This window comes from Comamonadaceae bacterium OTU4NAUVB1, assembly GCA_024372625.1.
In the GTDB taxonomy this organism is placed as follows: domain Bacteria; phylum Pseudomonadota; class Gammaproteobacteria; order Burkholderiales; family Burkholderiaceae_C; genus Variovorax.
In genome coordinates this window covers 2,851,103-2,874,940 of record CP099605.1, presented here as the reverse complement: position 1 = coordinate 2,874,940, position 23,838 = coordinate 2,851,103, and the positions used below count along the sequence as shown (strand labels likewise).

General features: G+C 72.0%; 17 protein-coding genes. 12 read left to right on the top strand and 5 right to left on the bottom strand.

Annotated elements, in window-relative coordinates:
* Window positions 1-20: 20 nt before the first annotated feature.
* From NF681_16910 to NF681_16890, 5 genes are all read right to left on the bottom strand, one after another.
* Entirely contained in the window at window positions 21-1,370 is a 1,350-nt protein-coding gene (locus NF681_16910) for a sensor domain-containing diguanylate cyclase (GenBank protein ID UST53948.1), read from the bottom strand.
* Window positions 1,367-1,759, bottom strand: a complete 393-nt coding sequence (locus tag NF681_16905; GenBank protein UST53947.1) for a phosphonate transporter — start codon at window positions 1,757-1,759, stop codon at window positions 1,367-1,369. The genes NF681_16910 and NF681_16905 overlap by 4 nt, the downstream gene beginning before the upstream one ends.
* A gap of 156 nt (window positions 1,760-1,915) precedes the next feature.
* Complete coding sequence (locus NF681_16900) at window positions 1,916-3,175, bottom strand: EAL domain-containing protein (protein ID UST53946.1); 1,260 nt, start codon at window positions 3,173-3,175, stop codon at window positions 1,916-1,918.
* A gap of 129 nt (window positions 3,176-3,304) precedes the next feature.
* Complete coding sequence (locus tag NF681_16895) at window positions 3,305-4,291, bottom strand: AraC family transcriptional regulator (protein ID UST55817.1); 987 nt, start codon at window positions 4,289-4,291, stop codon at window positions 3,305-3,307.
* A 35-nt stretch (window positions 4,292-4,326) separates the two neighbouring features.
* Window positions 4,327-5,133 (bottom strand): TerC family protein, encoded by an 807-nt coding sequence (locus tag NF681_16890; protein ID UST53945.1) that lies wholly within the window; start codon window positions 5,131-5,133, stop codon window positions 4,327-4,329.
* A gap of 189 nt (window positions 5,134-5,322) precedes the next feature.
* Here NF681_16890 and NF681_16885 point away from each other — a divergent pair, with 189 nt between their 5' ends.
* From NF681_16885 to NF681_16830, 12 genes are all read left to right on the top strand, one after another.
* Window positions 5,323-6,504 (top strand): isovaleryl-CoA dehydrogenase, encoded by a 1,182-nt coding sequence (locus NF681_16885; protein ID UST53944.1) that lies wholly within the window; start codon window positions 5,323-5,325, stop codon window positions 6,502-6,504.
* Between the two features lie 49 nt (window positions 6,505-6,553).
* Window positions 6,554-8,296, top strand: a complete 1,743-nt coding sequence (locus NF681_16880) for an AMP-binding protein (GenBank protein ID UST53943.1) — start codon at window positions 6,554-6,556, stop codon at window positions 8,294-8,296.
* A gap of 25 nt (window positions 8,297-8,321) precedes the next feature.
* The gene (locus tag NF681_16875; GenBank protein ID UST53942.1) at window positions 8,322-9,935 is read left to right on the top strand and encodes a methylcrotonoyl-CoA carboxylase; all 1,614 of its coding nucleotides are present in this window, start codon (window positions 8,322-8,324) and stop codon (window positions 9,933-9,935) included.
* 29 nt (window positions 9,936-9,964) lie between these two features.
* The gene (locus NF681_16870; protein ID UST53941.1) at window positions 9,965-10,768 is read left to right on the top strand and encodes an enoyl-CoA hydratase/isomerase family protein; all 804 of its coding nucleotides are present in this window, start codon (window positions 9,965-9,967) and stop codon (window positions 10,766-10,768) included.
* 6 nt (window positions 10,769-10,774) lie between these two features.
* Complete coding sequence (locus tag NF681_16865; protein UST53940.1) at window positions 10,775-11,440, top strand: DUF4126 domain-containing protein; 666 nt, start codon at window positions 10,775-10,777, stop codon at window positions 11,438-11,440.
* Between the two features lies 1 nt (window position 11,441).
* Window positions 11,442-13,562: an acetyl/propionyl/methylcrotonyl-CoA carboxylase subunit alpha gene (locus NF681_16860; protein ID UST53939.1), complete on the top strand. Its 2,121-nt coding sequence runs from the start codon at window positions 11,442-11,444 to the stop codon at window positions 13,560-13,562.
* A gap of 20 nt (window positions 13,563-13,582) precedes the next feature.
* Complete coding sequence (locus NF681_16855) at window positions 13,583-14,521, top strand: glyoxylate/hydroxypyruvate reductase A (protein UST53938.1); 939 nt, start codon at window positions 13,583-13,585, stop codon at window positions 14,519-14,521.
* A 28-nt stretch (window positions 14,522-14,549) separates the two neighbouring features.
* Window positions 14,550-15,479: a hydroxymethylglutaryl-CoA lyase gene (locus NF681_16850; GenBank protein UST53937.1), complete on the top strand. Its 930-nt coding sequence runs from the start codon at window positions 14,550-14,552 to the stop codon at window positions 15,477-15,479.
* On the top strand, window positions 15,476-15,739 hold the full coding sequence (locus NF681_16845) for a DUF1289 domain-containing protein (GenBank protein ID UST53936.1): 264 nt from the start codon (window positions 15,476-15,478) through the stop codon (window positions 15,737-15,739). The genes NF681_16850 and NF681_16845 overlap by 4 nt, the downstream gene beginning before the upstream one ends.
* 22 nt (window positions 15,740-15,761) lie before the next feature.
* Window positions 15,762-16,412 (top strand): 2-hydroxychromene-2-carboxylate isomerase, encoded by a 651-nt coding sequence (locus NF681_16840; GenBank protein ID UST53935.1) that lies wholly within the window; start codon window positions 15,762-15,764, stop codon window positions 16,410-16,412.
* 204 nt (window positions 16,413-16,616) lie between these two features.
* On the top strand, window positions 16,617-17,615 hold the full coding sequence (locus tag NF681_16835) for a porin (protein UST53934.1): 999 nt from the start codon (window positions 16,617-16,619) through the stop codon (window positions 17,613-17,615).
* 194 nt (window positions 17,616-17,809) lie between these two features.
* Window positions 17,810-23,734 carry an excinuclease ABC subunit A gene (locus NF681_16830; protein UST53933.1) on the top strand — a complete coding sequence of 1,975 codons (5,925 nt, stop codon included), beginning with the start codon at window positions 17,810-17,812 and terminating at the stop codon, window positions 23,732-23,734.
* Window positions 23,735-23,838 lie beyond the last annotated feature (104 nt).

Here is a 23,838-nt window from a genome sequence, read left to right as displayed (position 1 = left end):
CGGGCGGGCGGGCCGGGGAATCAGGCGCCACCGGGACGCGCGCCGGGACGCCTCGCCTCGCTCAGCCCGGGTTCCCACCGCGCGACGCGGTTGCGCCCGCGCGCCTTGGCGGCGTACATGGCCGTGTCGGCGCGCTGCAGCAGCCCGTCGACGTTGGCCAGGTCCGCTTCCATGATGGCGACGCCGGCGCTGACGGTGTAGTGGATCACGTGCTCGCCCACCCGCACGGGCTGGGCCTCGATCGCCCGGCACAGGCGTTCGGCCGCGGCGACGGCGGCCTCGCCGGTGGTGCCCGGCAGCAGGGCGACGAATTCCTCGCCGCCCAGGCGGGCGACGGTGTCGTTCAGGCCGAAGCTGGCGACCATGGCGGTGGCCAGGTGGCGCAGCACGGCGTCGCCGGCGGCGTGGCCGTGGTGGTCGTTGATGCGCTTGAAGTGGTCGGCGTCGATCATCACCACCGACAGCGGGCGCGGCACGCGGTGCCAGCGCTGGATTTCGGCGTCGGCGGTCTCGAACAGCACGCGCCGGTTCGACACCCCGGTGAGGTGGTCGCACCAGAGCGAGCGGCGCATCGCGTCGGTGGCCTCGCGGCGATCGGAGATGTCGCGCAGGATCAGGTTGTAGCCGCGCGGTCCGGCCGGCGGGTGGCCGGGCTCGTGCACCGGCACGACCAGGCAGCTGCCCCAGTAGCGCGTCCCGTCGGCGCGCTGGCGCCAGCCTTCGTCCAGGCTCCAGCCGGCGTGGTCGGCCTCGCGCAGGCGGTCGGCCGCGCGCGCCTCGGGCTGGATGTCGGAGGCGGGGTGGAAGATCGCGTAGTTGGCGCCCAGCACGTCGGCCTGCCCGAAGCCGGTCACGCGCTCGATGCCGGGGTTCCAGTCCTGGCAGCGGCCGTGCTCGTCGAGCGACACCAGGGCGTAGTCGACCAGCCCCGTGACCAGGGTGTGGATCCAGGCCTGGCTCTGGCGCAGCTCGCGCTCCTGGCGCACCGTCCGGGTCACGTCCCCGAGCACGGCCATGAAGCGCTCCTCGTCGAGCTTGAGCAGGCTCAGCGACAGCACCTGCGTGTCCGGGCGGCCGCCGCGCCCGGCGTCCACGTGCAGGTGCATGGCGTCGCACACCATGCCGCTGGGCGCGCCGAAGCCGCCGGTGCGGTGGTGCAGGTCGGGCGCCACCGATTCCAGCGCGACGAACAGGTTGGAGAGGTCGCCGTCGCGCGACAGCGGCATCAGCAACTGGGCGCACAGCGGATTGACCATCACGATCTCGCCGTCGGCGCGGATCTGGGCCAGCCCGATGGGCGCGATGTAGAGGAACTGCAGCAGCGCCTCGTAGTCGTCCAGCTCGGCCTGCGTCATCACGGTGGCGCTCACAGCGAGCGCTGGACGAGCACGTAGCGGTGGTCGGCCGCCGGCGCGGCCAGCAGCCGCAGGCGCACCTTCACCGGGCGCATGCGCAGGGTGAGCACGTAGTCGATGGTGGCGTCGAGTTCGCTGCCCTCGGCCGCCGCGTCCTCGAAGCGCTGGGCCACGAGGTAGTTGTTCATGCAGGGCGCGACGGCCGTGAACAGGTCGTGGCCGAGCACGCGCGCGGACGACAGGCCGGCGGCCCTGGATTCGTAGGCGTTGTAGCGGCGCACGACGTTGGCGGCGTCGAAGCCGATGACGCCGAAGTCGAGGTCGTCGAGCGCGGTCTCGGGCAGGGCGTCGAGCCGCTCGACGAGGCGGGGCGTGTCGAAGGCCGGTGCCGGGGTCTCGGTCATGGAAGGTACCTTTGTCGGAAGGGTGCGGCGGGTCGCCGAGCGCCGGACGGCGTCCCGCGCACGATCGCACGATGCGGCGCACCCTGGGGTTTCACGGTCATTCTGGACTGTGTATCGGCCGATGGCGCATCGACTTGACCCCTTTGTCGCACCGCCTCAGGCGCTGCCCAGGATCTCGAGCGCCGCGCGCGCGAACAGCGCGTTCAGGCGGTCCGGGTCGAGACCGTGGCGGCGCATCGGCACGGCCGTCTCCACGGGCTCGAAATCCTCCATGAGCTGGGCGACGCGCAGCAGGTCGCCCAGTTCGCCGTCCAGCCGCAGGATGGCCGCCTGGATGCGCGCGCCCGGGCGGACCTGCTCGAGCAGCTGCTCGCTGGTCTGCTGCACCACCACGTGCATCAGCGAGAAGACGCCGGTCTGGAAGGCGGCGTCGGCGAAGGCGTCGTCGCCCGGGCGGATCGCGCAGGCCATCAGTTCCATGAAGCGCGCGCGCGTGCTGACCAGCTGCAGCAGCGGGTCGTCCTCCAGGCGCTCGCGGCCGTCGCTGGCGAACAGCAGCAGCTGCGCGAGCCGCGCCAGCTGCCGGGTGCCGATGCGCGCGATCGCCTCGCCCACCGTGAGGTCGGGCCGTGCCGAGGCGAAGGCCGAGTTCGCGAACTTCATCAGCTGGGCCAGCAGCACCGGGTTGCGCTTGACCTCCCGCTGCAGCTCCGTCAGGCTCGGATCGCCGGCCAGCACGTTGCTCAGCTGGAGCAGGGCCAGCTGCGAGGCGCTGACCTGGCTCTGGCGCAGGACCTCCGGGCGGGCGAAGAAGTAGCCCTGGAACAGGTCGGCGCCCTGGTCCAGGATGCGGCGGAATTCCTCCCGCGTCTCAACCTTCTCGGCCAGCACCCGGCAGCCGGCGGCGTGGGCCGCGCGGACGATCAGCGGCAGCTCGGCGGCGATGACGCTGCGCAGGTCGATCTTGACCACGTCCACCAGCGCCAGCACCGACGCCGGGATGCGCTCGATCGAGACCACGTCGTCCAGCGCGATCTGGAAGCCGGCCTGGCGCAGCCGGCAGCAGCCCGCCGCCACTTCGGCGTCGATGGCCACGTTCTCCAGGATCTCCAGCGTGAAGCGGCCGGGTTCGAGCAGGTAGAGGGTGTCCGAGCGCAGCGAGGCGCGCCCGATGTTGATGAAGCCCCGGTGCGCGCCCAGGCTGGCGGCCACGCCGAACTGCGCGAGCGCGTTGAGGATCACCTGGTCGGTCGCCTTGCCGTCGTCCGAGATCGTGGCGGTGTTGGCGAAACCGGCCCGGAACAGCAGCTCGTAGGCGACGAGGGCGCCCGAGCGGTCCACGATCGGCTGTCGCCCGAGCAGCACGCTGGGGGCGGGTTCGTCCGTCGGGTCGTCGTTGCGTGCGTCTGGGCTCATCGCTCGAGGTTCCGTGCCGTCCGGGGAAGTGTCGTTGGGGGGTGCCGAACCTTGCATGTCGGCGCATCCCGGGCCGACTTGAGCGACTTCGGGCGAATCAATCCTCGATCGTCGCAAAGTCGCGCCCTGTCAGGATTTGCCGCGCCTGAACTCTCCCGGCGTCTCACCCGTCCATTGGCGGAAGGCCCGGGCGAAGCTCTTCTCGCTCCGGAAGCCCACCGCCTGCGCCACCTGCCGCACGGACCGCGCGGTGCGCCGCAGCAGGTCGCAGGCCCGGGTCCGGCGCACCTCGTCCTTGAGCGCCTGCAGCGAGGCGCCTTCCTCGCGCAACTGGCGGTGCAGGGTGCGCGGCGAGATCGCGAGCCAGCCGGCGACGGTCTGCGCGGTCACGGCGTCGGTGCCGTGGGCCTGAAGCAGTTCGCGCACGCGCCGCCCGAGCAGCCGGTCGCGCCGGTACTGCAGCACCGTCAGCGGCAGGGCGTGGCGCAGCATCGCCCGCAGGGCGCGTTCGTCGCGCCGCATGGGCAGCGCGAGGTAGCGCTCGTCGAAGCCGATGCCGGTGCCCCGGGGCGAGTCGAAGCGCGCGCCGGGGCCGAACATCAATCCGTAGGCGTCGCGGTGCGGCGGCGCCGCGAACGGGAAGTCCGCCTCGCGCAGGGCGATCTGCGAGTCGACCGCCCAGCAGGCGTAGCCCAGCAGGAAGCGCAGGCTCGACACCAGGCAGAACTCGCGCAAGGCGCCGTCCAGCGCCCGGCGCTCCTCGATGCGCACGCGGGCCATGCCGTCCTCCACCCGCAGCTCGAGCACGATGTCCTCGGTCAGGAGCCGGTGGTGGCGGCACCACCGCTTGAGCGCGACGCCCAGGTCCGGGGCGCCCAGCGAGGCCCGGCACAGCATGCCGTAGGTGCCCCAGGGCAGGCGGCGCGAGAACCAGCCGAGCGCCTCGTCGTCGAGTTCCTGCATCGCATGGGCGTTGAGCGCCTCGAACTGCGCCGCCGTCACGCGCCCGTCCGGCAGGTCGACCTCGCCCGGCGCGATGCGCGCGGCCTGCAGGGCGCCGGCCGGGTCGCGGCCCCGGTGCGCGTAGGCCGCGACGACGGCGCGCACGAACGCCATGGGCGTCGCCGCGCGCGGGGCGCGCGCCCGCTCGGTCACGCCGGTCCGGAGGACTGCGACGCCGTCTTGCGCTGCTGCGCGCGGCGGGAGAACATGTTGAGCGCCTCGACCAGCGTGGAGAACGCCATCGCCGCGTAGATGTAGCCCTTGGGCACGTGCACGCCGAAGCCGTCGGCGATCAGCACCGCGCCGATCATCAGCAGGAAGCCCAGCGCCAGCATCACCACCGTCGGATTGCGGTTGATGAAGTTGGCCAGCGGCTCGGCGGCCAGCAGCATCACCGTGACGGCGGTGATGACGGCGATCACCATCACGGCGAGGTTGTCGGTCATGCCCACGGCGGTGAGGATCGAGTCGACCGAGAACACCATGTCCAGCAGCACGATCTGCACCAGCACCGAGGACAGCGCCACGGTGGCCTTGGGGGCGGTGGTGTCGAAGACGCCGGGCGTGGGCGCGGGGTCGACGGCGTGGTGGATCTCCTTGGTCGCCTTCCAGATCAGGAACAGGCCGCCCGTGATCAGGATCAGGTCGCGCCAGGAGAACTGCGTCTCGAAGCCCGGCCGGCCGGCGGCGTCGGGCGGGCCGCTCCAGCCGAGGTCGAACACCGGCGCGGTCAGCCCGACGATCCACGCGATCATCGACAGCAGCGCCAGGCGCATCACCAGCGCCAGGCCGATGCCGATGCGCCGCGCGTTCTTGCGCTGGTGCTCGGGCAGCTTGTTCGACAGGATGGAGATGAAGATCAGGTTGTCGATGCCCAGCACGACCTCCATGATCACCAGCGCCAGCAGGGCGGCCCACGCGGTGGGGTCGGAAAACAGGGCTTGGAGGCTGTCCATGGGGGTCTCGGAAGGGTTGCGACGCCAAAATCATGCAGCAGCCCGGGCCGATCGGCCAAAGACCATCGGCGGGCCCCGGATTCTCGAAGCCGCGTGGCACGATCTGCAACCTCCGTGGCGCCCTGTGTGCCCGTGTCCGGCGTAAGCTGGGGCCTCGCACGACCATCCCACCCAGAGGAGACACGCCCCATGCCCGCATCCGAACTGCCCGGACTGGATTTCGACCTCGGCGAGACCGTCGACGCCCTGCGCGAGGCCATCGCCGACTTCGCCGCCCGGGAGATCGCGCCGCGCGCGGCCGCGGTGGACGCCGACAACCTGTTCCCGCACGACCTGTGGAAGAAGCTGGGCGACCTCGGCCTGCACGGCATGACCGTGAAGGAGGAGTACGGCGGCACGGAGTTGGGCTACCTGGCCCACATCGTGGCCATGGAGGAGGTCTCGCGCGCGTCGGCCTCCGTGGGCCTGTCCTACGGCGCGCACTCCAACCTGTGCGTCAACCAGATCCACCGCAACGGCAGCGCCGCGCAGAAGGCGAGGTACCTGCCGGGCCTGGTGAGCGGCGAGCACGTCGGCGCGCTGGCCATGAGCGAGCCCGGCGCCGGCTCCGACGTCGTCAGCATGAAGCTGCGCGCCGAGAAGCGCGGCGACCGCTACGTGCTCAACGGCGGCAAGATGTGGATCACCAACGGCGGCGACGCCGACACCCTGGTCATCTACGCGAAGACCGAGCCCGAGATGGGCGCGCGCGGCATGACGGCCTTCATCGTGGAGAAGGGCTTCAAGGGCTTCTCCGCCGGCACCAAGCTCGACAAGCTGGGCATGCGCGGCTCCAACACCTACCCGCTGTTCTTCGACGACTGCGAGGTGCCCGAGGAGAACGTGCTGGGCGGCGAGGGACAGGGCGCCCGGGTGCTGATGAGCGGGCTCGACTACGAGCGCGCCGTGCTCTCGGGCGGCCCGCTGGGCATCATGGCCGCCTGCATGGACGCGGTGATCCCGTTCGTCCACGAGCGCAAGCAGTTCGGCCAGAGCATCGGCGAGTTCCAGCTCATGCAGGGCAAGCTCGCCGACATGTACTCGACCTGGCAGGCCACGCGCGCCTACGTCTACGCGGTGGGCAAGGCCTGCGACCGCAACGACCACGCGCGCGCCTTCCGCAAGGACGCCGCCGGCGCCATCCTGTATTCGGCCGAGAAGGCGACCTGGATGGCCGGCGAGGCGATCCAGGCGCTGGGCGGCGTGGGCTACACCAAGGACTTTCCGGTGGAGCGCCTGTGGCGCGACGCCAAGCTCTACGAGATCGGCGCCGGCACCAGCGAGATCCGCCGCATGCTGATCGGCCGCGAACTGTTCGCCGAGACGGCCTGAACGGTTCTCTTCCCGCCAGGGGCGGGGAAGCAAGACAGGAGACACCGACATGAATCCGAGCCATGCGAAAGGCGCCACCGACGTTGCGCTGATCGAGGCGACGCTGGGCGACTTCTTCGACGCCATGGTCGCCGCGCGGCCCGACCACGAGGCGCTGGTCAGCCGCCACGAGGGCCTGCGCTTCACCTACCGCGCGCTGCACGACGACGCGAACCGCCTCGCCAGCGCGCTGCTGCGCCTGGGCCTGGCGCCGGGCGAGCGCGTGGGCATCTGGTCGCACAACAACGCGGCCTGGTTGATGCTGCAGATCGCCACGGCCAAGGTCGGCCTGGTGCTGGTGAACATCAACCCGGCCTACCGCACCTCCGAGGTCGAATACGCCTTGAACAAGGTCGGCTGCGCGGCGCTGGTGACGATGGCGCGCTTCAAGACCAGCGACTACCTGGGCATGCTGCGCGAGCTGGTGCCGGAGTTGGCCGGCACCGATGCCGACGACACGACCGGGGCGGCGCGCCTGCGGGCCGCGCGCCTGCCCACGCTGCGCCACGTGGTGTGGATCGACGGCGCCGTGCCTGATGCGACAGCGCCGGCCGGTCCCCGTGACGACGACGTCCCCGGCATGCGCCGCTTCTCGCGCCTGCTCGCCGGCGGCGACGCGCACGACCCGCGCGTGGCCGAGGTGCAGCGCACCCTGCGCGCCGACGAGCCCGTCAACATCCAGTTCACCAGCGGCACCACCGGTTTTCCTAAGGGGGCCTCGCTCACGCACCGCAACATCCTGAACAACGGCTTCTTCATCGGCGAGTGCATGAAGCTGACGCCGGCCGACCGCCTGTGCATCCCGGTGCCGATGTACCACTGCTTCGGCATGGTGCTGGGCAGCCTGGCGTGCCTCACGCACGGCAGCACGATCGTGTTCCCGAACGACGGCTTCGACGCGCTGTCGGTGCTGGAGACGGTGCAGGCCGAGCGCTGCACCGCCCTGCACGGCGTGCCGACGATGTTCATCGCCGAGCTCGATCACCCGCGCTTCGCCGAGTTCGACCTGTCCACGCTGCGCACCGGGATCATGGCCGGCACCGCCTGCCCCATCGAGGTGATGAAGCGCGTGGTCGAGCGCATGAACCTGCGCGAGATCACCATCGCCTACGGCATGACCGAGACCAGCCCGGTGAGCTGCCAGAGTTCCACCGACACGCCGCTGGAACAGCGCGTGGCCACCGTCGGCACGGTGCAGCCGCACGTCGAGGTGAAGATCATCGACGCGCAGACCGGCCAGACCGTGCCGCGCGGCGTCTCGGGCGAGCTGTGCACGCGCGGCTACCTGGTGATGCACGGCTACTGGGACGATCCGGCGCGCACGCGCGAGGCGATCGACGCGGACGGCTGGATGCACACCGGCGACCTCGCCACCATGGACGCCGAGGGCTACGTCAACATCGTCGGGCGCAGCAAGGACATGGTGATCCGCGGCGGCGAGAACATCTACCCGCGCGAGATCGAGGAGTTCCTCTACGGCCATCCGCAGGTGCAGGACGTGCAGGTGGTGGGGCTGCCCGATGCGAAGTACGGCGAGGAGCTGTGCGCCTGGATCATTCCGCGCCCCGGCCAGCACCCGACCGAGGACGACGTCCGCGCCTTCTGCGCCGGGCGCATCGCGCACTACAAGGTGCCGCGCTACATCCAGTTCGTCGACGCCTTCCCGATGACCGTGACCGGCAAGATCCAGAAGTTCAGGATCCGCGAGACCATGCGCGAGCGCCTGGGGCTCGACGAGGTCAAGACCGCATGACGACCGCACCGAGGACCAGCCAGCCATGAGCAGAATCGAGACCCGACTCAACGCCCGCTCCGCGGATTTCCAGGCCAACGCGGCGGCGATGCGCGCATTGGTGGACGACCTCCACCAGCGCTTCGCCCGGGTGGAGGCCGGCGGCGGCGAGGCCGCGCGCGCCAAGCACGTCGCGCGCGGCAAGCTGCTGCCGCGCGAGCGCGTGGCCGAGCTGCTCGACCCCGGCACGCCGTTCCTGGAGATCGCGCCGTTGGCGGCGGGCGGCATGTACCTCGACCAGGCGGGCGCCGAGTCCGCGCCCGGCGCCGGCCTCATCGCCGGCATCGGCCGCGTCAGCGGGGTCGACTGCATGATCGTGTGCAACGACGCCACCGTGAAGGGCGGCACCTACTTCCCGCTGACCGTCAAGAAGCACCTGCGCGCCCAGGAGATCGCCGAGCAGAACCACCTGCCGTGCATCTACCTGGTCGACTCCGGGGGGGCCAACCTGCCCAACCAGGACGAGGTCTTTCCCGACCGCGACCACTTCGGGCGCATCTTCTACAACCAGGCGCAGATGAGCGCCCGGGGCATCGCGCAGATCGCCGTGGTGATGGGCTCGTGCACGGCCGGCGGCGCCTACGTGCCGGCCATGAGCGACGAGTCGATCATCGTGAAGGACCAGGGCACCATCTTCCTGGGCGGCCCGCCGCTGGTGAAGGCGGCCACCGGCGAGGTGGTGACGGCTGAGGACCTGGGCGGGGGCGACGTGCACACGCGGCTGTCCGGCGTGGTCGACCACCTGGCGAGGAACGACCTGCACGCGCTGTCGCTGGCGCGCTCGGCCGTGGCCAACCTGAACCGGCCGGTCGCGCCCGCGCCGCCCGGCACGCCGCCAGCCCTGCCGGCCGAGGAGCTCTACGGCGTCATCCCCACCGACACGCGCAAGCCCTTCGACGTGCGCGAGATCGTCGCGCGCATCGTCGACGCCAGCGAGTTCCACGAGTTCAAGGCGCGCTTTGGCGCCACGCTGGTGTGCGGCTTCGCCGAGATCGAGGGCATGCCCGTGGGCATCGTCGCGAACAACGGCATCCTGTTCTCCGAGTCGGCGCAGAAGGGCGCGCACTTCATCGAGCTGTGCTGCCAGCGGAAGATCCCGCTGGTGTTCCTGCAGAACATCACCGGCTTCATGGTGGGGCGCAAGTACGAGAACGAAGGCATCGCGCGCCACGGCGCCAAGATGGTGACGGCCGTGGCCACGGCCAACGTGCCGAAGTTCACGGTGATCATCGGCGGCAGCTTCGGCGCGGGCAACTACGGCATGTGCGGCCGGGCGTTCTCGCCGCGCTTCCTGTGGATGTGGCCCAACGCGCGCATCAGCGTGATGGGTGGCGAGCAGGCCGCCAGCGTGCTGGCGACCGTCAAGCGCGACGGCATCGAGGGCAAGGGCGGCACCTGGAGCGCCGAGGAAGAAGAAGCCTTCAAGGCGCCCCTGCGCCGCCAGTACGAGGCGCAGGGCCATCCCTACTACGCCACCGCGCGGCTGTGGGACGACGGGGTCATCGACCCGGCCGACACCCGCCGCGTGCTGGCCCTGGGCCTGGCCGCCGCGCGCCACGCGCCGGTGCCGGAGCCGAAGTTCGGCGTCTTCCGCATGTGACCGGGCCGGACGACCCCAAGGACATCGACATGAACTTCACCACCCTCGAACTCGCCCTCGACGCCGATGGCGCCGTGGCCCGCATCTGGCTGGATCGCCCCGACGCGCGCAACGCCTTCGACGATGTCGCCATCGACGAGCTGACGCGCGCCTTCGCCGAGGCCGGCGCCATGCCGGCCGTGCGCGCCATCGTGCTCGGCGCCCGGGGCACCGCCTTCTGCGCCGGTGCCGACCTGAACTGGATGCGCCGCATGGCCGGCTACACGCGCGAGGAGAACCTGGCCGACGCCGGCAAGCTCGCCGCCATGCTGCGCACCATCGCCGAGTGCCCCAAGCCGACCATCGCGCGCGTGCAGGGCGACGTCTACGCCGGCGGCATGGGACTGGTCGCGGCCTGCGACATGGCCGTCGCCGTCGACACCGCCTGGTTCTGCCTGAGCGAGGTGAGGATCGGCCTGGTGCCGGCCACCATCAGCCCCTACGTGATCCGCGCCATGGGCGCGCGCGCCGCGCAGCGCTATTTCCTCACGGCCGAGCGCTTCACGGCCGCCGAGGCGCACCGGCTGGGCCTGGTGCACGAGGTGGTCGACGCGGCGGAGGCGATCGACGCGCAGGTCGACCAGCTCCTGAAGGCGCTGCGCGGCGCCGGCCCCGACGCCGTGGGCGCGTGCAAGCGGCTGGTCGCCGACGTCGCCGGCCGCGAGATCGACGACGCCCTGATCGCGCGCACCGTCCAGGGCATCGCCGACATCCGCGCCAGCGACGAGGGCCGCGAGGGCGTGCAGGCGTTCCTGCAGAAGCGCCGGCCGGCGTGGCTGGCCGCGCGCGAGTGACGCGCCGTGCCTGAACTCGACCTGCCCCAACTGCTGGCGCTGGCCGCCGCGCTGGGCTGGGCCAGCGGCGTGCGGCTCTACCTGGTGGTGCTGCTGACCGGCATGGCGGGGCATTTTGGCTGGGTGCCGCTGCCCGGCGGGCTGCAGCTGCTGGGGCATCCGGCGGTGCTGGCGGTGAGCGGCTTCATGGTCTTCGTCGAGTTCTTCGCCGACAAGATCCCGGGGCTGGATTCGCTCTGGGACCTGGTCCACACCGCCATCCGGATTCCCGCCGGCGCGGCGCTGGCCGCGGGCGTCTTCGGCGCCGACCATGGCGCGATGGCGATCGTCGCGGCCCTGCTCGGCGGCGGCTTCGCGGCCACCGCGCACGCGGCCAAGGCCACCACGCGCGCGGCCCTCAACACCTCGCCCGAGCCGTTCACCAACGTCGGCGCCTCGCTGATCGAGGACACCGCGGTGCCCGCCGGGCTGTGGCTGGCGCTGGCGCATCCGCTGGTCTTCGGCGTGGCGTTCGTGGCCGTGCTGGCGCTGAGCGTGTGGCTCGTCGCGCGCAGCTGGCGCTTCCTGCGCGGGCTCGTCACCCGCGTCGCGCGCATCTTCAGCGGCCGGCCCGACCCCGGCGTGGCGCCCGCCTTCCGCTTCCCAAAGAAAAGTCCTCCCGGAGACCTCTGACATGTTCAAGAAGATCCTGATCGCCAACCGTGGCGAGATCGCCTGCCGCGTCGCCGCGACCGCGCGCCGCCTGGGCGTGCGCACTGTCGCGGTGTACTCGGACGCCGACGCGGACGCGCGCCACGTGCACGCCTGCGACGAGTCGGTGCACCTGGGCGGCAGCGCGCCCAAGGACAGCTACCTGCGCTGGGAGAAGATCCTGGCGGCGGCCCGCGCGACCGGCGCCGAGGCGGTCCACCCGGGCTACGGCTTCCTGAGCGAGAACGAGGCCTTCGCCCAGGCCTGCGCCGACGCCGGCATCGCCTTCATCGGCCCGCCGCCCTCGGCCATCCAGGCGATGGGCCTGAAGGCCGAGTCCAAGCGGCTGATGGAAGCCGCCGGCGTGCCGCTGGTGCCGGGCTACCACGGCGCCGACCAGGACGGCGCGCTGCTCCAGTGCGAGGCCGACCGCATCGGCTACCCGGTGCTCATCAAGGCCAGCGCGGGCGGCGGCGGCAAGGGCATGCGGGTGGTCGAACGGTCGGGGGACTTCGCCGCCGCGCTGGCCTCGTGCCGGCGCGAGGCGATCAACAGCTTCGGCGACGACGCGGTGCTCGTCGAGAAGTACGTCCAGCGCCCGCGCCACATCGAGATCCAGGTCTTCGGCGACGCCCACGGCGGCTGCGTCCACCTGTTCGAGCGCGACTGCTCGGTGCAACGGCGCCACCAGAAGGTGCTGGAGGAGGCGCCCGCGCCCGGCATGACCGAGTCGATGCGCCAGCGCATGGGCGCGGCGGCCGTGGCGGCGGCCCGGGCGGTGGACTACGTCGGCGCCGGCACGGTGGAGTTCATCGTCGAGCAGCGCGCGGGCGGCGCCATGGAATTCTTCTTCATGGAGATGAACACCCGCCTGCAGGTCGAGCATCCGGTGACCGAGGCGATCACCGGGCTCGACCTGGTCGAGTGGCAGCTGCGCATCGCCTCGGGCGAGCCGCTGCCGCTGCGCCAGGACCAGCTCGCCATCACCGGCCACGCCATCGAGGCGCGCATCTGCGCCGAGAACCCCGACAACGACTTCCTGCCCGCCACCGGCACCCTGCAGGTCTACCGCAAGCCGCCGGCCACGGCGTTCGAGCGCCTGGCGCCGGGCGGCGGCCGCGCGCCGGTGCGCATCGACGACGGCGTGCGCCAGGGCGACGCGATCTCGCCCTTCTACGACTCGATGATCGCCAAGCTGATCGTCCACGGCGCCACGCGCGAGGAGGCGCTGTCGCGGCTCGACCAAGCGCTCGCGCAGGTGCGCATCGTCGGCCTGGCGACCAACGTGCAGTTCCTGCGCGGCGTGCTGGCGACCGCGTCGTTCGCGACGCCCGACCTCGACACGGCGCTGATCGAGCGCGAGCGCGCGGTGCTGTTCGAGCGCGAGCCGCTGGGCCTGCCGCTGGCGGCGGCGGCGGTGGTGGGGCGCACGCTGCTCGACGAGCGCCGTGCCGCGTCCGCCGGGGGCGGCCCGTTCGCGCGGCGCGACGGCTGGCGCTCGCACGGCGGCTTCGCGCGCCGCTTCGAGTTCGAGTTCCACGGCGCGACCGAGGCGGCCACGCTCACCTACCACCGCGACGGCGGCCTGGGGCTGGCGGTGGGCGGCGTGGCGCGGGGGCTGGCGATCGACGCGCTGGCGTCCCCAGGCGGGGCGGGCGAGGGCGAGGGCGAGGGCGAGGGCGGCGGCGACTTCGAGCTGCGCCTGGACGACGGCACGCGCCATGTCGTGCAGGTCGCCTGGGTCGAGGGCGGCCACGGCCTGCGCGTCGGCCACGTCTTCACGGCGGCCGGCGCCACGCGCATCACGCGGGTCGACCGGCTGGCCCACGCCGGCGAGGCGCAGGCCGAGGGCGGCCGCCTGAGCGCGCCGATGCCGGGCAAGGTGGTGTCCTTCGCCGTGAAGGCCGGCGACGCCGTCGTGCGCGGCCAGCCGCTGGCGGTGATGGAGGCCATGAAGATGGAGCACACCATCGCCGCGCCGGCCGACGGCACGGTCGAGGAGCTGCTCTACGCGCCGGGCGACCAGGTGACCGAAGGCGCGGAGCTCCTGCGCATCTCGGTGGGCGTGGTCGCCGGCGCCACCGCCGCACCCGTCGCCGCCTGATTCGATAAGCTCCTTCGCCCATGCGCATCACCGTTTCCCTCCCCGAACGCCCCGACGCCTGGATCGCCGGCCTGCAACGCGAACTGCCCGGGGCGGTCGTCGAGGCCTGGCGGCCCGGCGCGCCGCCGGCCGACCACGCGGTGGTCTGGGCGCCGTCGCAGCAGTTCATCGACGAGCAGTCGCCGGGCCTGCGCGGCCTCTTCAACATCGGCGCCGGCGTCGACGCGCTGCTGGCATTGCGCATCCCGGACTCGATGCGCATCGTGCGGCTCGACGACGCGGGCATGTCGGTGCAGATGGCCGAGTACGTCTGCCACGCGCTGATCCGGCATTTCCGCGAGTTCGACGGCTACGAGGCCGACGCCGGGGAAGGCCGCTGGGGCTTCCGCCGGCCGCGTTCGCGGCGGGACTTCCCGGTCGGCGTGATGGGCCTGGGCGTGCTGGGCCGGCGCGTCGCGAAGGCCGTCGCGCAGTTCGAGTTCCCGGTCAACGGCTGGAGCCGCACGCCGCGCGAGGTCGAGGGCGTGCGCACGTTCTCCGGCGCGGCGGGCTTCGAGGATTTCCTGGCCGCCAGCCGCGTGGTCGTCTGCCTGCTGCCGCTGACCGACGACACGCGCGGCATCCTGCGGCGCGAGACCCTGGAGAAGCTCCACGGCGGGGCCCCCGGCGGCTACGTCATCAACGTGGCGCGCGGCGCGCACCTGGTCGAGGACGACCTGATCCCGCTGCTGGACGGCGGCCGGCTCGCCGGCGCCACCCTCGACGTGTTCCAGACCGAGCCGCTGCCGCCCGACCACCCGTTCTGGCGGCACCCGAAGGTGACCGTGACGCCGCACGCCTCGGCGCGCACGCTGCGCGACGAGTCGATCGTGCAGATCGCGGCGAAGATCCGCGCGGTCGAGGGCGGCGCGGGCTTCGACGACCTGCCGGGCGTGGTGGACGGCACGCGCGGCTATTGAGGGGCACGCCCCGATGAAAGGCAATCCGATGACCTCCAGCACCCTCCCCACCCGCGTCAAGCTCGTCGACGTCGGCCCGCGCGACGGGCTGCAGAACGAGAAGCAGCCCGTCGCGGCCGACGTCAAGATCGGCCTGGTCCACCGCCTGCAGGAGGCGGGGCTGTGCGAGATCGAGGTGACCAGCTTCGTCAGCCCGAAATGGGTGCCGCAGATGGCCGACAACGCCGAGGTCATGCACGGCATCGCGCGCAAGCCGGGCGTGCGCTACTCGGTGCTGACGCCCAACATGAAGGGCTTCGAGGCCGCCGTCGCCGCGCCGAGCGCGGAGTGGCCCGACGAGATCGTGGTCTTCGGCGCGGCCAGCGAGGCCTTCAGCCAGAAGAACATCAACTGCTCGATCGCCGAGAGCATCGAGCGCTTCCGCCCGGTGGTCGCCGCCGCGCGGGACCGGGGCATCCACGTGCGCGGCGCGATGTCGTGCACGGTGGGCTGTCCGTACGAGGGCGACGTTTCACCGGAAGCGGTCAAGCGGCTCGCAGGTCTTATGAAAGGGATCGGCGTCCAGCGTGTAGATGTCGCCGACACCATTGGCGTCGGCACTCCACGTCAAGTACAGGCTGCCTTGGAGGCGACGCTTTGGCACTTCGACGTCGATGCCATCTCTGGTCACTTTCATGACACCTATGGACAGGCGTTGGCCAACACGCTGGCTGCTCTGGAACTCGGCGTGTGGAATTTCCAGTCCTCTTCGGCCGGCCTGGGCGGCTGCCCCTACGCCAAGGGCGCGACGGGCAACGTCGCGACCGAGGACGTGGTCTACATGCTGCACGGCATGGGCATCGAGACCGGCATCGACCTCGACCGCCTGATCGACGCCGGGGTCTACATCAGCGACGCGCTGGGCCGCGAGCCGAATTCGCGCGCCTCCAAGGCGATCCGCAACAAGCGGCTGGGATGAACCGCACGACGACGACGCCCGACGCGGGCGACGAACGCCGCGCGCTCGCGGCCCGGGCCGCCGTGGCGCAGCGCGCGGCGCGGGACGTGCCCTCGCCCTGCGTGTCGGTCTGCCGCATGGACGCGGCGAGCGGACTGTGCACCGGCTGCCTGCGCACGCTCGACGAGATCGCCGGCTGGAGCCGGCTGGAGGACGCGTGCAAGCGCCGCGTCTGGCGCGCCATCGAACTGCGCACGCGGCTGGCCCCGTCGCCATCCTGAACCCGCCCCCGGAGTCCGCGCGATGACCCACATCGATTTCCATCTCGACTTCATCTCGCCCTACGCCTACCTCGCCTTCGAGCACCTGCCCACGGTGCTCGAGGGCATCGGTTGCGAGGTGAGCTACCGGCCGGTCCTGCTGGGCGCCTTGTTCAGGCACCACGGCCACACGCCGCCGGTGGCGCTGCCGGCCAAGCGCGCCTGGGTCTATCGCCAGGCGTCGTGGCTCGGCCATGCGCACGGCATTCCGATCGAGATGCCGGCCGTGCATCCGTACGACCCGCTGCCGCACCTGCGGCTCGCGCTGGCGACGAGCGGGGACGGCACGATCAGCCGCTACGTGGCGGAGACCGTCTTCCGCGACATCTGGCGCTCGGGCGGCGCCGATGCGGCCGACCCCGCACGGCGCGCGGCGCTGGCGCGGCGCCTGCCGCCGCCGGTGCGCGACGCCGGGGACGAGGCCGTCAAGGCGCAACTGCGCGCCAACACGGCCGAGGCCATCGCGCAGGGTGTCTTCGGCGTGCCGGCCTGCGTGGCCGACGGTCGCCTGTTCTGGGGCTTCGACGGGCTGGCGATGCTGCGCGCGGCCCTGGGGGGCGATGCCTGGTTCGACGGACCGCAATGGGAGGAGGCCGGCCGGCGGTCCCGCTCGCCGGACGTACCCGGACGCTGATCGCCCGCGCGGCGCCGGTCGGGCCCGCGGGTTCGATTCTTGCGGAGACCCGGTCGTGGCGGTGACCGACCCCGGTGGGCGATTCGATCGGCACGTCCGGCGACGTCCCCGCGATCACCGGCCACCCCTGCGCCGGTCGGCCACCGACCGGAGGAGAGGACCGTCCATCCCGGGCGGTCGCAGGGTCCCTCGAAAGCAATCCGCATGAGATCCATCAGGAAATCCCCCCGCGCCCTGGCCACCGCCACCGCCACCGCGCTGCTCGCCGCCACGGCCGCGTCCGCGCAGAGCGACGTCACGCTCTACGGCCGCGTCAACACCACGGTGGAGCACCAGAAGGTGGGGGAGGCGAGCACCACCGGGCTGTTCAACAACTCGTCGCGCTTCGGTTTCCGGGGCGTGGAGGATCTGGGCGGCGGCCTGAAGATCGGCTTCGGCCTGGAGAGCGGTTTCGCCTCCGACACCGGCGTCGCCGCCAGCCCCTTCTTCGCCCGCCGCAGCGAGGTCGACCTGTCCGGTGACTTCGGGCGCGTGCGCCTGGGCCGCTGGATCGCCGAGTCGTATTTCGCGACGGCCGACTACGTGAGCCTGCACAACCACGACACCGGCTCCTCGGCCGACGCGCTCTACGCCTACGTCAGCCGCGACGCCAACAAGGTGGCCTACCGCACGCCGGTGTGGAACGACTTCACGCTCGAAGGCTCGGTGGGCCTGCACGAGCAGGTCTCGGGCACGCCCGCGGCCGCCGGCGCGGACGGCAGGAACTCCTACGACATGGCGGCCAACTACAAGCTCGGCGCCCTGGCGCTGGGCGCGGGCTACACCAAGCTCGACCAGGTCAACCAGTTCGCGCTGCGGGCCTTCTACGCGGTGGGCCCGTTCCTCCTGGGCGGCTACGTCCAGCGCGACGAGAACGCCTATTTCGCCGACGGCGGCAAGCGCGACTCGGTCCGGCTGTCGGGTGCCTATCTGCTAGGCGCCTCCGAATTCCACGTCAACGTCGGGCGCGCCGGTGCCTACGACAACGTGCCCGGCAGCGCCGCCACGCAATACACGCTCGGCTACAACCACAACCTGAGCAAGCGCACCAAGGTGTATGGCTACTACACGCGCGTGAACAACGGCGCGGCCGCGTCCTACCAGAGCGGCGTGGCGGGCGCCGACTTCCGCTCGCTGGCGGTGGGGGTGCGGCACAACTTCTGAGCCGGCCCGCGCGCCGCTTCCGGCCCCGCGACGGCATCGGCCGCGCGGGGCCTTTCCTTTTCACGGAAGGGCGCCGGAAGCGCTTTTCGTCCTTGCCGTCGGAGGAAAACCCTCTCCCGCGTGCGGCATGTCGCCCTGCGCCACGGGCCCGCGACCCCCTTCCTAGAATGCTTGCCCCACCCCCCAAGGCACGCATGACTCAAGGCTCCATCCGCATCCGCGGCGCCCGCCAGCACAACCTCCAGAACCTCGATCTCGACATCCGCACCGGCGAGATGACGGTGGTCACCGGCCCGAGCGGTTCGGGCAAGTCGAGCCTCGTCTTCGACACCCTCTACGCCGAAGGCCAGCGCCGCTACGTCGAGACCTTCTCGGCCTACGCGCGGCAGTTCCTCGACCGCATGGACAAGCCGGCGGTCGACCGCGTCGAGGGCGTGCCCCCAGCCATCGCCATCGACCAGACCAACCCGGTGCGTTCCTCGCGCTCCACGGTCGGCACGATGACCGAGCTCAACGACCACCTGAAGCTGCTGTTCGCCCGGGCCGCCGACCTGTTCGACCGCGAGACCGCGCTGCCGGTGCGCCACGACTCGCCCGACAGCATCTACGCCACCCTGGCCGCGCGCGCCGCCGCGGCGGGCGATCCGCGCCTGGTGGTGACCTTCCCGGTCGAGCTGCCGGCCTCCACCACGCCCGACGAGGTCGCGCAGTGGCTGTCGGCCAGCGGTTTCACGCGCGTGCAGGCCGAGCGCGAGGTCGCCACGCCGACCGGCGCGCGCAAGGTGCTGGACGTGGTGGCCGACCGCTTCCGCCTGGGCGGCGCCGAGCGCGTGCGCGTGCTGGAAGCCATCGAGACGGGCCTCAAGCGCGGCGCCGGGCGGCTGATGGTGTACGTGCTGCCCGCCACGGCGCCGGAAGCGGCGGGCGAGGGCGCCACCACGGCGGCCGAACCCGAGGTCTGGCGCTTCTCCACCGGCCTGCACTGCCCGGAGAGCGACATCCGCTACACCGACCCGATCCCCTCGATGTTCTCGTTCAATTCGGCCGTGGGCGCGTGCGAGACCTGCCGCGGCTTCGGGCGTGTGATCGGCGTGGACTTCGGGCTGGTGATCCCGGACGAGCGGCTGACGCTGCGCGCGGGCGCCATCAAGACGATGCAGACGCCGGCCTGGAAGGAGGCCCAGGACGACCTTATGCGCCACGCCGAGGCCGCCGGCATCCCGCGCGACACGCCCTGGAACAAGCTTTCGCAGGCGCACAAGGACTGGGTCATCGACGGCTCGCCGAACTGGAACGGCAAGTGGAACCAGCAGTGGTTCGGCGTCAGGCGCTTCTTCGCCTACCTGGAGAGCAAGGCCTACAAGATGCACATCCGCGTGCTGCTGTCGAAGTACCGCAGCTACACGCCGTGCCCGGTCTGCGCGGGCGCGCGGCTGAAGCTGGAGAGCCTGCTCTGGCGCATCGGCGGCAAGGCCGACGCCGATGCCGTGCTGGCGCCGCACAAGCGCTTCATGCCCGCCGGCGTGACGTGGTCGCGCGAGCAGCTGGAAGCGTTGCCGGGCCTGTGCCTGCACGACCTGATGCTGCTGCCGATCGAGCGGCTGCGGAAGTTCTTCGACCTGCAGGCGCCCGCCCTCGCCGAGGCGGGCGCGGCGGCCCAGGCCGGCCACGGCGACGCCCAGGCCCTCAAGCTCCTGTTCGAGGAGATCACCACCCGCCTGCGCTACCTGCACGACGTCGGCATCGGCTACCTCACGCTGGACCGCCAGAGCCGCACGCTGTCGGGCGGCGAGGTGCAGCGCATCAACCTGACGACCGCGCTGGGCACCTCGCTGGTCAACACGCTGTTCGTGCTCGACGAGCCCAGCATCGGCCTGCACCCGCGCGACATGAACCGCATCACCGAGGCTATGCTGCGCCTGCGCGACGCCGGCAACACGCTGGTGGTGGTCGAGCACGACCCGGCCGTCATGCTGGCGGCCGACCGCGTGATCGACATGGGCCCCGGCCCCGGCATCCGCGGCGGGCAGATCGTGTTCGACGGCACCACCGACGCGCTGCGCGACGCCGCCACGCTCACCGGCGACTACCTCGGCGGGCGCCGCCAGATCGGCATGGGCTTCAAGCGCGCGGTGACCGACCACACCGCGCGCCTGATCCTCGAAGGCGCGCGCGAGCACAACCTGCGCGACGTGTCGGTGGAATTCCCGCTGCAGCGCCTGGTGGTGGTCACCGGGGTGAGCGGCTCGGGCAAGTCCACGCTGGTGCAGGACGTGCTCGCGCCGGCGCTGATGCGCCACTTCGGCAAGGCCACCGAGACCCCCGGCGCGCACGACCGCCTGCTGGGCGCCGAGCAGCTCGGCGACGTGGTCTTCGTCGACCAGTCGCCCATCGGCAAGACCGCGCGCTCCAACCCCGCGAGCTACGTCGGCGCCTGGGACGCCGTGCGCGAGATCTTCGCGACCGCGCCCCTGTCGCGCCAGCGCGGCTACACCGCCAGCAAGTTCAGCTTCAACAGCGGCGACGGGCGCTGCCCGACCTGTGGCGGCTCGGGCTTCGAGCACGTGGAGATGCAGTTCCTCTCGGACGTCTACCTGCGCTGCCCCGACTGCGACGGCAAGCGCTACCGCCCGGAGATCCTGGAGGTGACGATCGAGCGCTCGCTGCCCGCGCGCGCCGGTGCCACCGGCGCGGACGGCGCGCCGCTCGCCGCCGGCACCGTCCGCGCGGTGGCGATGAACGTCGCCGACGTGCTCGACCTCACCGTGGCCGAGGCCGCCTTCGCCTTCGGCGGCGACCGCGAGGTGCTGCGCGTGCTGCAGCCCATCGTCGACGTCGGCCTGGACTACGTGAAGCTCGGCCAGCCGGTGCCCACGCTCTCGGGCGGCGAGGCGCAGCGCCTGAAGCTGGCGGGCTTCCTGGCCGAATCGGTCAAGAACCGTTCGGCCAGCCGGCAGGCGCTGGCGCGCAAGGGCACCTTGTTCCTGTTCGACGAGCCGACCACCGGTCTGCACTTCGACGACATCGCGCGCCTCATGCGCGCGCTGCGCAAGCTGCTCGACGCCGGCCATTCGCTGGTGGTGATCGAGCACAACCTCGACGTGATCCGCGCCAGCGACTGGCTGATCGACCTCGGCCCCGAGGGCGGCGACGCGGGCGGCCAGGTCGTGGCGGTGGGCACGCCCGAGCAGGTGCGCGAGCGCGCCGATTCGCTGACCGGCCAGGCGCTGCGGGACTACGAGCTGGCGATCGGGCCGTCGCGCTTCGTCGCGGCCGAGCCGCGTCCGGCCGGCGACGGGGCGGCGGGGCGCCCGGCATCGCCGTCGAACAGCATCCAGATCGTCAACGCCCGCGAGCACAACCTGAAGAACCTCTCGGTCGACATCCCGCGCGGCCGGTTCAGCGTCGTCACCGGCGTGAGCGGCTCGGGCAAGTCGACGCTGGCCTTCGACATCCTGTTCAACGAGGGCCAGCGGCGCTACCTCGAATCGCTCAACGCCTACGCGCGCAGCATCGTGCAGCCAGCCGGTCGGCCCGAGGTCGACGCCGTCTACGGCATCCCGCCGACGGTGGCGATCGAGCAGCGCCTGTCGCGCGGCGGGCGCAAGAGCACGGTCGGCACCACCACCGAGGTCTGGCACTTCCTGCGCCTGCTCTACGTCAAGCTGGGCACGCAGCACTGCATCCACGACGGCGCGGCCGTGCAGCCGCAGACGCCCGACAGCATCGTCGCGCAGCTCATGCGGCGCTTCCATGGCCAGCACATCGGGCTGCTGGCGCCGCTGGTGAGCAATCGCAAGGGCGTCTACACCGAACTGGCCGACTGGGCGCGCCCGCGCGGCTACACGCACCTGCGGGTGGACGGCGGCTTCCTGCCGGTCACGCCGTTCCCGCGGCTGGACCGCTTCAAGGAGCACAGCATCGAGCTGCCGGTGGCCAGCCTGGACGTCTCCGCCGGCAGCGAGGCGGCGCTGCGCGAGGCCCTGACCCGGGCGCTGGAACACGGCAAGGGCGTGGTGCACGTCATGAGCGGGCTCGACGGACTGCGCGAGGCCATGGGCAGCGGCGCGCCGACCGCCGGCATCGGCCGCACGCAGGTGTTCTCCACGCTGCGCGCCTGCCCGGTGTGCAGCACCAGCTACGCCGAGCTCGACCCGCGCCTGTTCAGCTACAACAGCAAGCACGGCTGGTGCCCCGACTGCGTGGGCACCGGCGTCAAGCTGACCCGCGACCAGCGCCAGGTGTTCGACGACTCCGTGCTGGCCGACGACCAGAAGGGCCGCGAGCAGACCTTCGCCGAACCCGAGGCGGAGGACGTCGGCGACGTCGTCTGCCCGACCTGCGCGGGCACGCGGCTCAACGCCGTGGCGCGCGCCGTGCTGTTCGAGGGCGGCGCGATCCCGCTCGAGCCGGCGCCAGCGGCCACCGCCCCGGCAACGGTCGAGGGCGAGGGCATCGGCATCGCCATCACCGACATCGCGCGCCTGAGCGTGACCGACATCCGCAAGTGGTTCGAACGCCTGGCGCTCGCCGGCCGCGCCGCCGAGATCGCGCGCGACCTGGTGCCGGAAATCCGCAGCCGGCTCGAATTCCTGGAGGAGGTCGGCCTGGGCTACCTGACGCTCGACCGGGGGGCGCCCACGCTCTCGGGCGGCGAGGCCCAGCGCATCCGGCTGGCGGCCCAGCTCGGCAGCAACCTGCAGGGCGTGTGCTACGTGCTCGACGAGCCGACCATCGGCCTGCACGCGCGCGACAACCGCATCCTGCTCGACGCGCTGCACAAGCTCGGCGAGAAGGGCAACACGCTGGTGGTGGTGGAGCACGACGAGGACACCATCCGCCGCGCCGACCACATCATCGACATCGGCCCGAGCGCGGGCAAGCGCGGCGGCCGGCTGGTCGCCCAGGGCAGCGTCGCCGACATCGAGGCGGCCGCCGATTCGCAGACCGGGCGCTACCTGCGCGACGCGATCCGCCATCCCCTGCAGGCGCGCCGGACGGTCGTTCCGGCCGCCGCCGCCGCGGGACCGGCGGCCGACGCCGACGCCTGGCTGACCGTGCGCGGTGCCGACCTGCACAACCTGCAGGACGTCACCACGACGCTGCCCCTGCACCGCCTGGTCGCCATCACCGGCGTGAGCGGCTCGGGCAAGTCGACCCTGGCGCGCGACGTGCTGCTGGCCAACGTGCAGGCGATCGTCGTCCAGCGCATGACCAAGGCCGGCCGCGACGCCGATGCCGCCGGCAGGCGCCCGGCCTGGACGGGCTGCGCCAGCGTGGAGGGCTACGAGGTCGTGGACCGTGTGCTGGAGGTCGACCAGACGCCGATCGGCAAGACGCCGCGCAGCTGCCCGGCGACCTACATCGGCTTCTGGGACACCATCCGCAAGCTCTTCGCCGACACGCTGGAGGCCAGGGCGCGGGGCTACGCGCCGGCGCGCTTCAGCTTCAACACCGGCGAGGGCCGCTGCCCGGGCTGCGACGGCGCGGGCGTGCGCACCATCGAGATGAGCTTCCTGCCGGACGTGAAGGTGCCCTGCGAGGTCTGCCACGGCGCGCGCTTCAACCCCGAGACGCTGGCCGTCACGTGGCGCGGCAAGAGCATCGGCGACGTGCTGCAGATGGAGGTCGACGAGGCGATGGGCTTCTTCGCCAGCATGCCCAACATCAGCCACCCGCTGCAGCTGCTGGTGGACGTGGGGCTGGGCTACCTGACGCTCGGCCAGCCGTCGCCCACGCTGTCGGGCGGCGAGGCGCAGCGCATCAAGCTGGTGACCGAACTCAGCAAGGTGCGCGACGACGTGACGCGGCGCGGCCAGAAACCGCCGCACACGCTCTACGTGCTCGACGAGCCGACCGTCGGCCTGCACATGGCCGACGTCGAGAAACTCATCCACGTGCTGCACCGGCTGGTCGGCGGGGGCCACAGCGTGGTGGTGATCGAGCACGACCTCGACGTCATCGCCGAGGCCGACTGGCTCATCGACCTGGGGCCGGAGGGCGGCAACGCCGGCGGCCGCATCGTGGCCGCGGCGCCGCCGGAGGAGGTGGTGCGCCTGGGCACGCACACCGGGGTGGCGCTCGCGCCGGTGCTGGCGCGCGGAGCGCGGGCGGCATGAAGCGCCCGCTTGCGATGCCCTTCAACGTGAAGAAAGTCGCCCAGGCGACCCGTCCCGCGGGTGAAACCCGATGGGCCCGGGTCTCAGGGAAGTCTCTAATGGCG

Excerpts from the sequence above, each read along its gene's own strand:
- NF681_16905 (UST53947.1), bottom strand. The coding sequence starts at position 1,759 with ATGACCGAGACCCCGGCACCGGCCTTCGACACGCCCCGCCTCGTCGAG.
- NF681_16840 (UST53935.1), top strand. The coding sequence starts at position 15,762 with ATGACCCACATCGATTTCCATCTCGACTTCATCTCGCCCTACGCCTAC.
- NF681_16895 (UST55817.1), bottom strand. The coding sequence starts at position 4,291 with ATGGCGTTCGTGCGCGCCGTCGTCGCGGCCTACGCGCACCGGGGCCGC.
- NF681_16890 (UST53945.1), bottom strand. The coding sequence starts at position 5,133 with ATGGACAGCCTCCAAGCCCTGTTTTCCGACCCCACCGCGTGGGCCGCC.
- NF681_16880 (UST53943.1), top strand. The coding sequence starts at position 6,554 with ATGAATCCGAGCCATGCGAAAGGCGCCACCGACGTTGCGCTGATCGAG.
- NF681_16860 (UST53939.1), top strand. The coding sequence starts at position 11,442 with ATGTTCAAGAAGATCCTGATCGCCAACCGTGGCGAGATCGCCTGCCGC.
- NF681_16900 (UST53946.1), bottom strand. The coding sequence starts at position 3,175 with ATGAGCCCAGACGCACGCAACGACGACCCGACGGACGAACCCGCCCCC.
- NF681_16870 (UST53941.1), top strand. The coding sequence starts at position 9,965 with ATGAACTTCACCACCCTCGAACTCGCCCTCGACGCCGATGGCGCCGTG.
- NF681_16845 (UST53936.1), top strand. The coding sequence starts at position 15,476 with ATGAACCGCACGACGACGACGCCCGACGCGGGCGACGAACGCCGCGCG.
- NF681_16885 (UST53944.1), top strand. The coding sequence starts at position 5,323 with ATGCCCGCATCCGAACTGCCCGGACTGGATTTCGACCTCGGCGAGACC.
- NF681_16855 (UST53938.1), top strand. The coding sequence starts at position 13,583 with ATGCGCATCACCGTTTCCCTCCCCGAACGCCCCGACGCCTGGATCGCC.
- NF681_16835 (UST53934.1), top strand. The coding sequence starts at position 16,617 with ATGAGATCCATCAGGAAATCCCCCCGCGCCCTGGCCACCGCCACCGCC.
- NF681_16875 (UST53942.1), top strand. The coding sequence starts at position 8,322 with ATGAGCAGAATCGAGACCCGACTCAACGCCCGCTCCGCGGATTTCCAG.
- NF681_16850 (UST53937.1), top strand. The coding sequence starts at position 14,550 with ATGACCTCCAGCACCCTCCCCACCCGCGTCAAGCTCGTCGACGTCGGC.
- NF681_16830 (UST53933.1), top strand. The coding sequence starts at position 17,810 with ATGACTCAAGGCTCCATCCGCATCCGCGGCGCCCGCCAGCACAACCTC.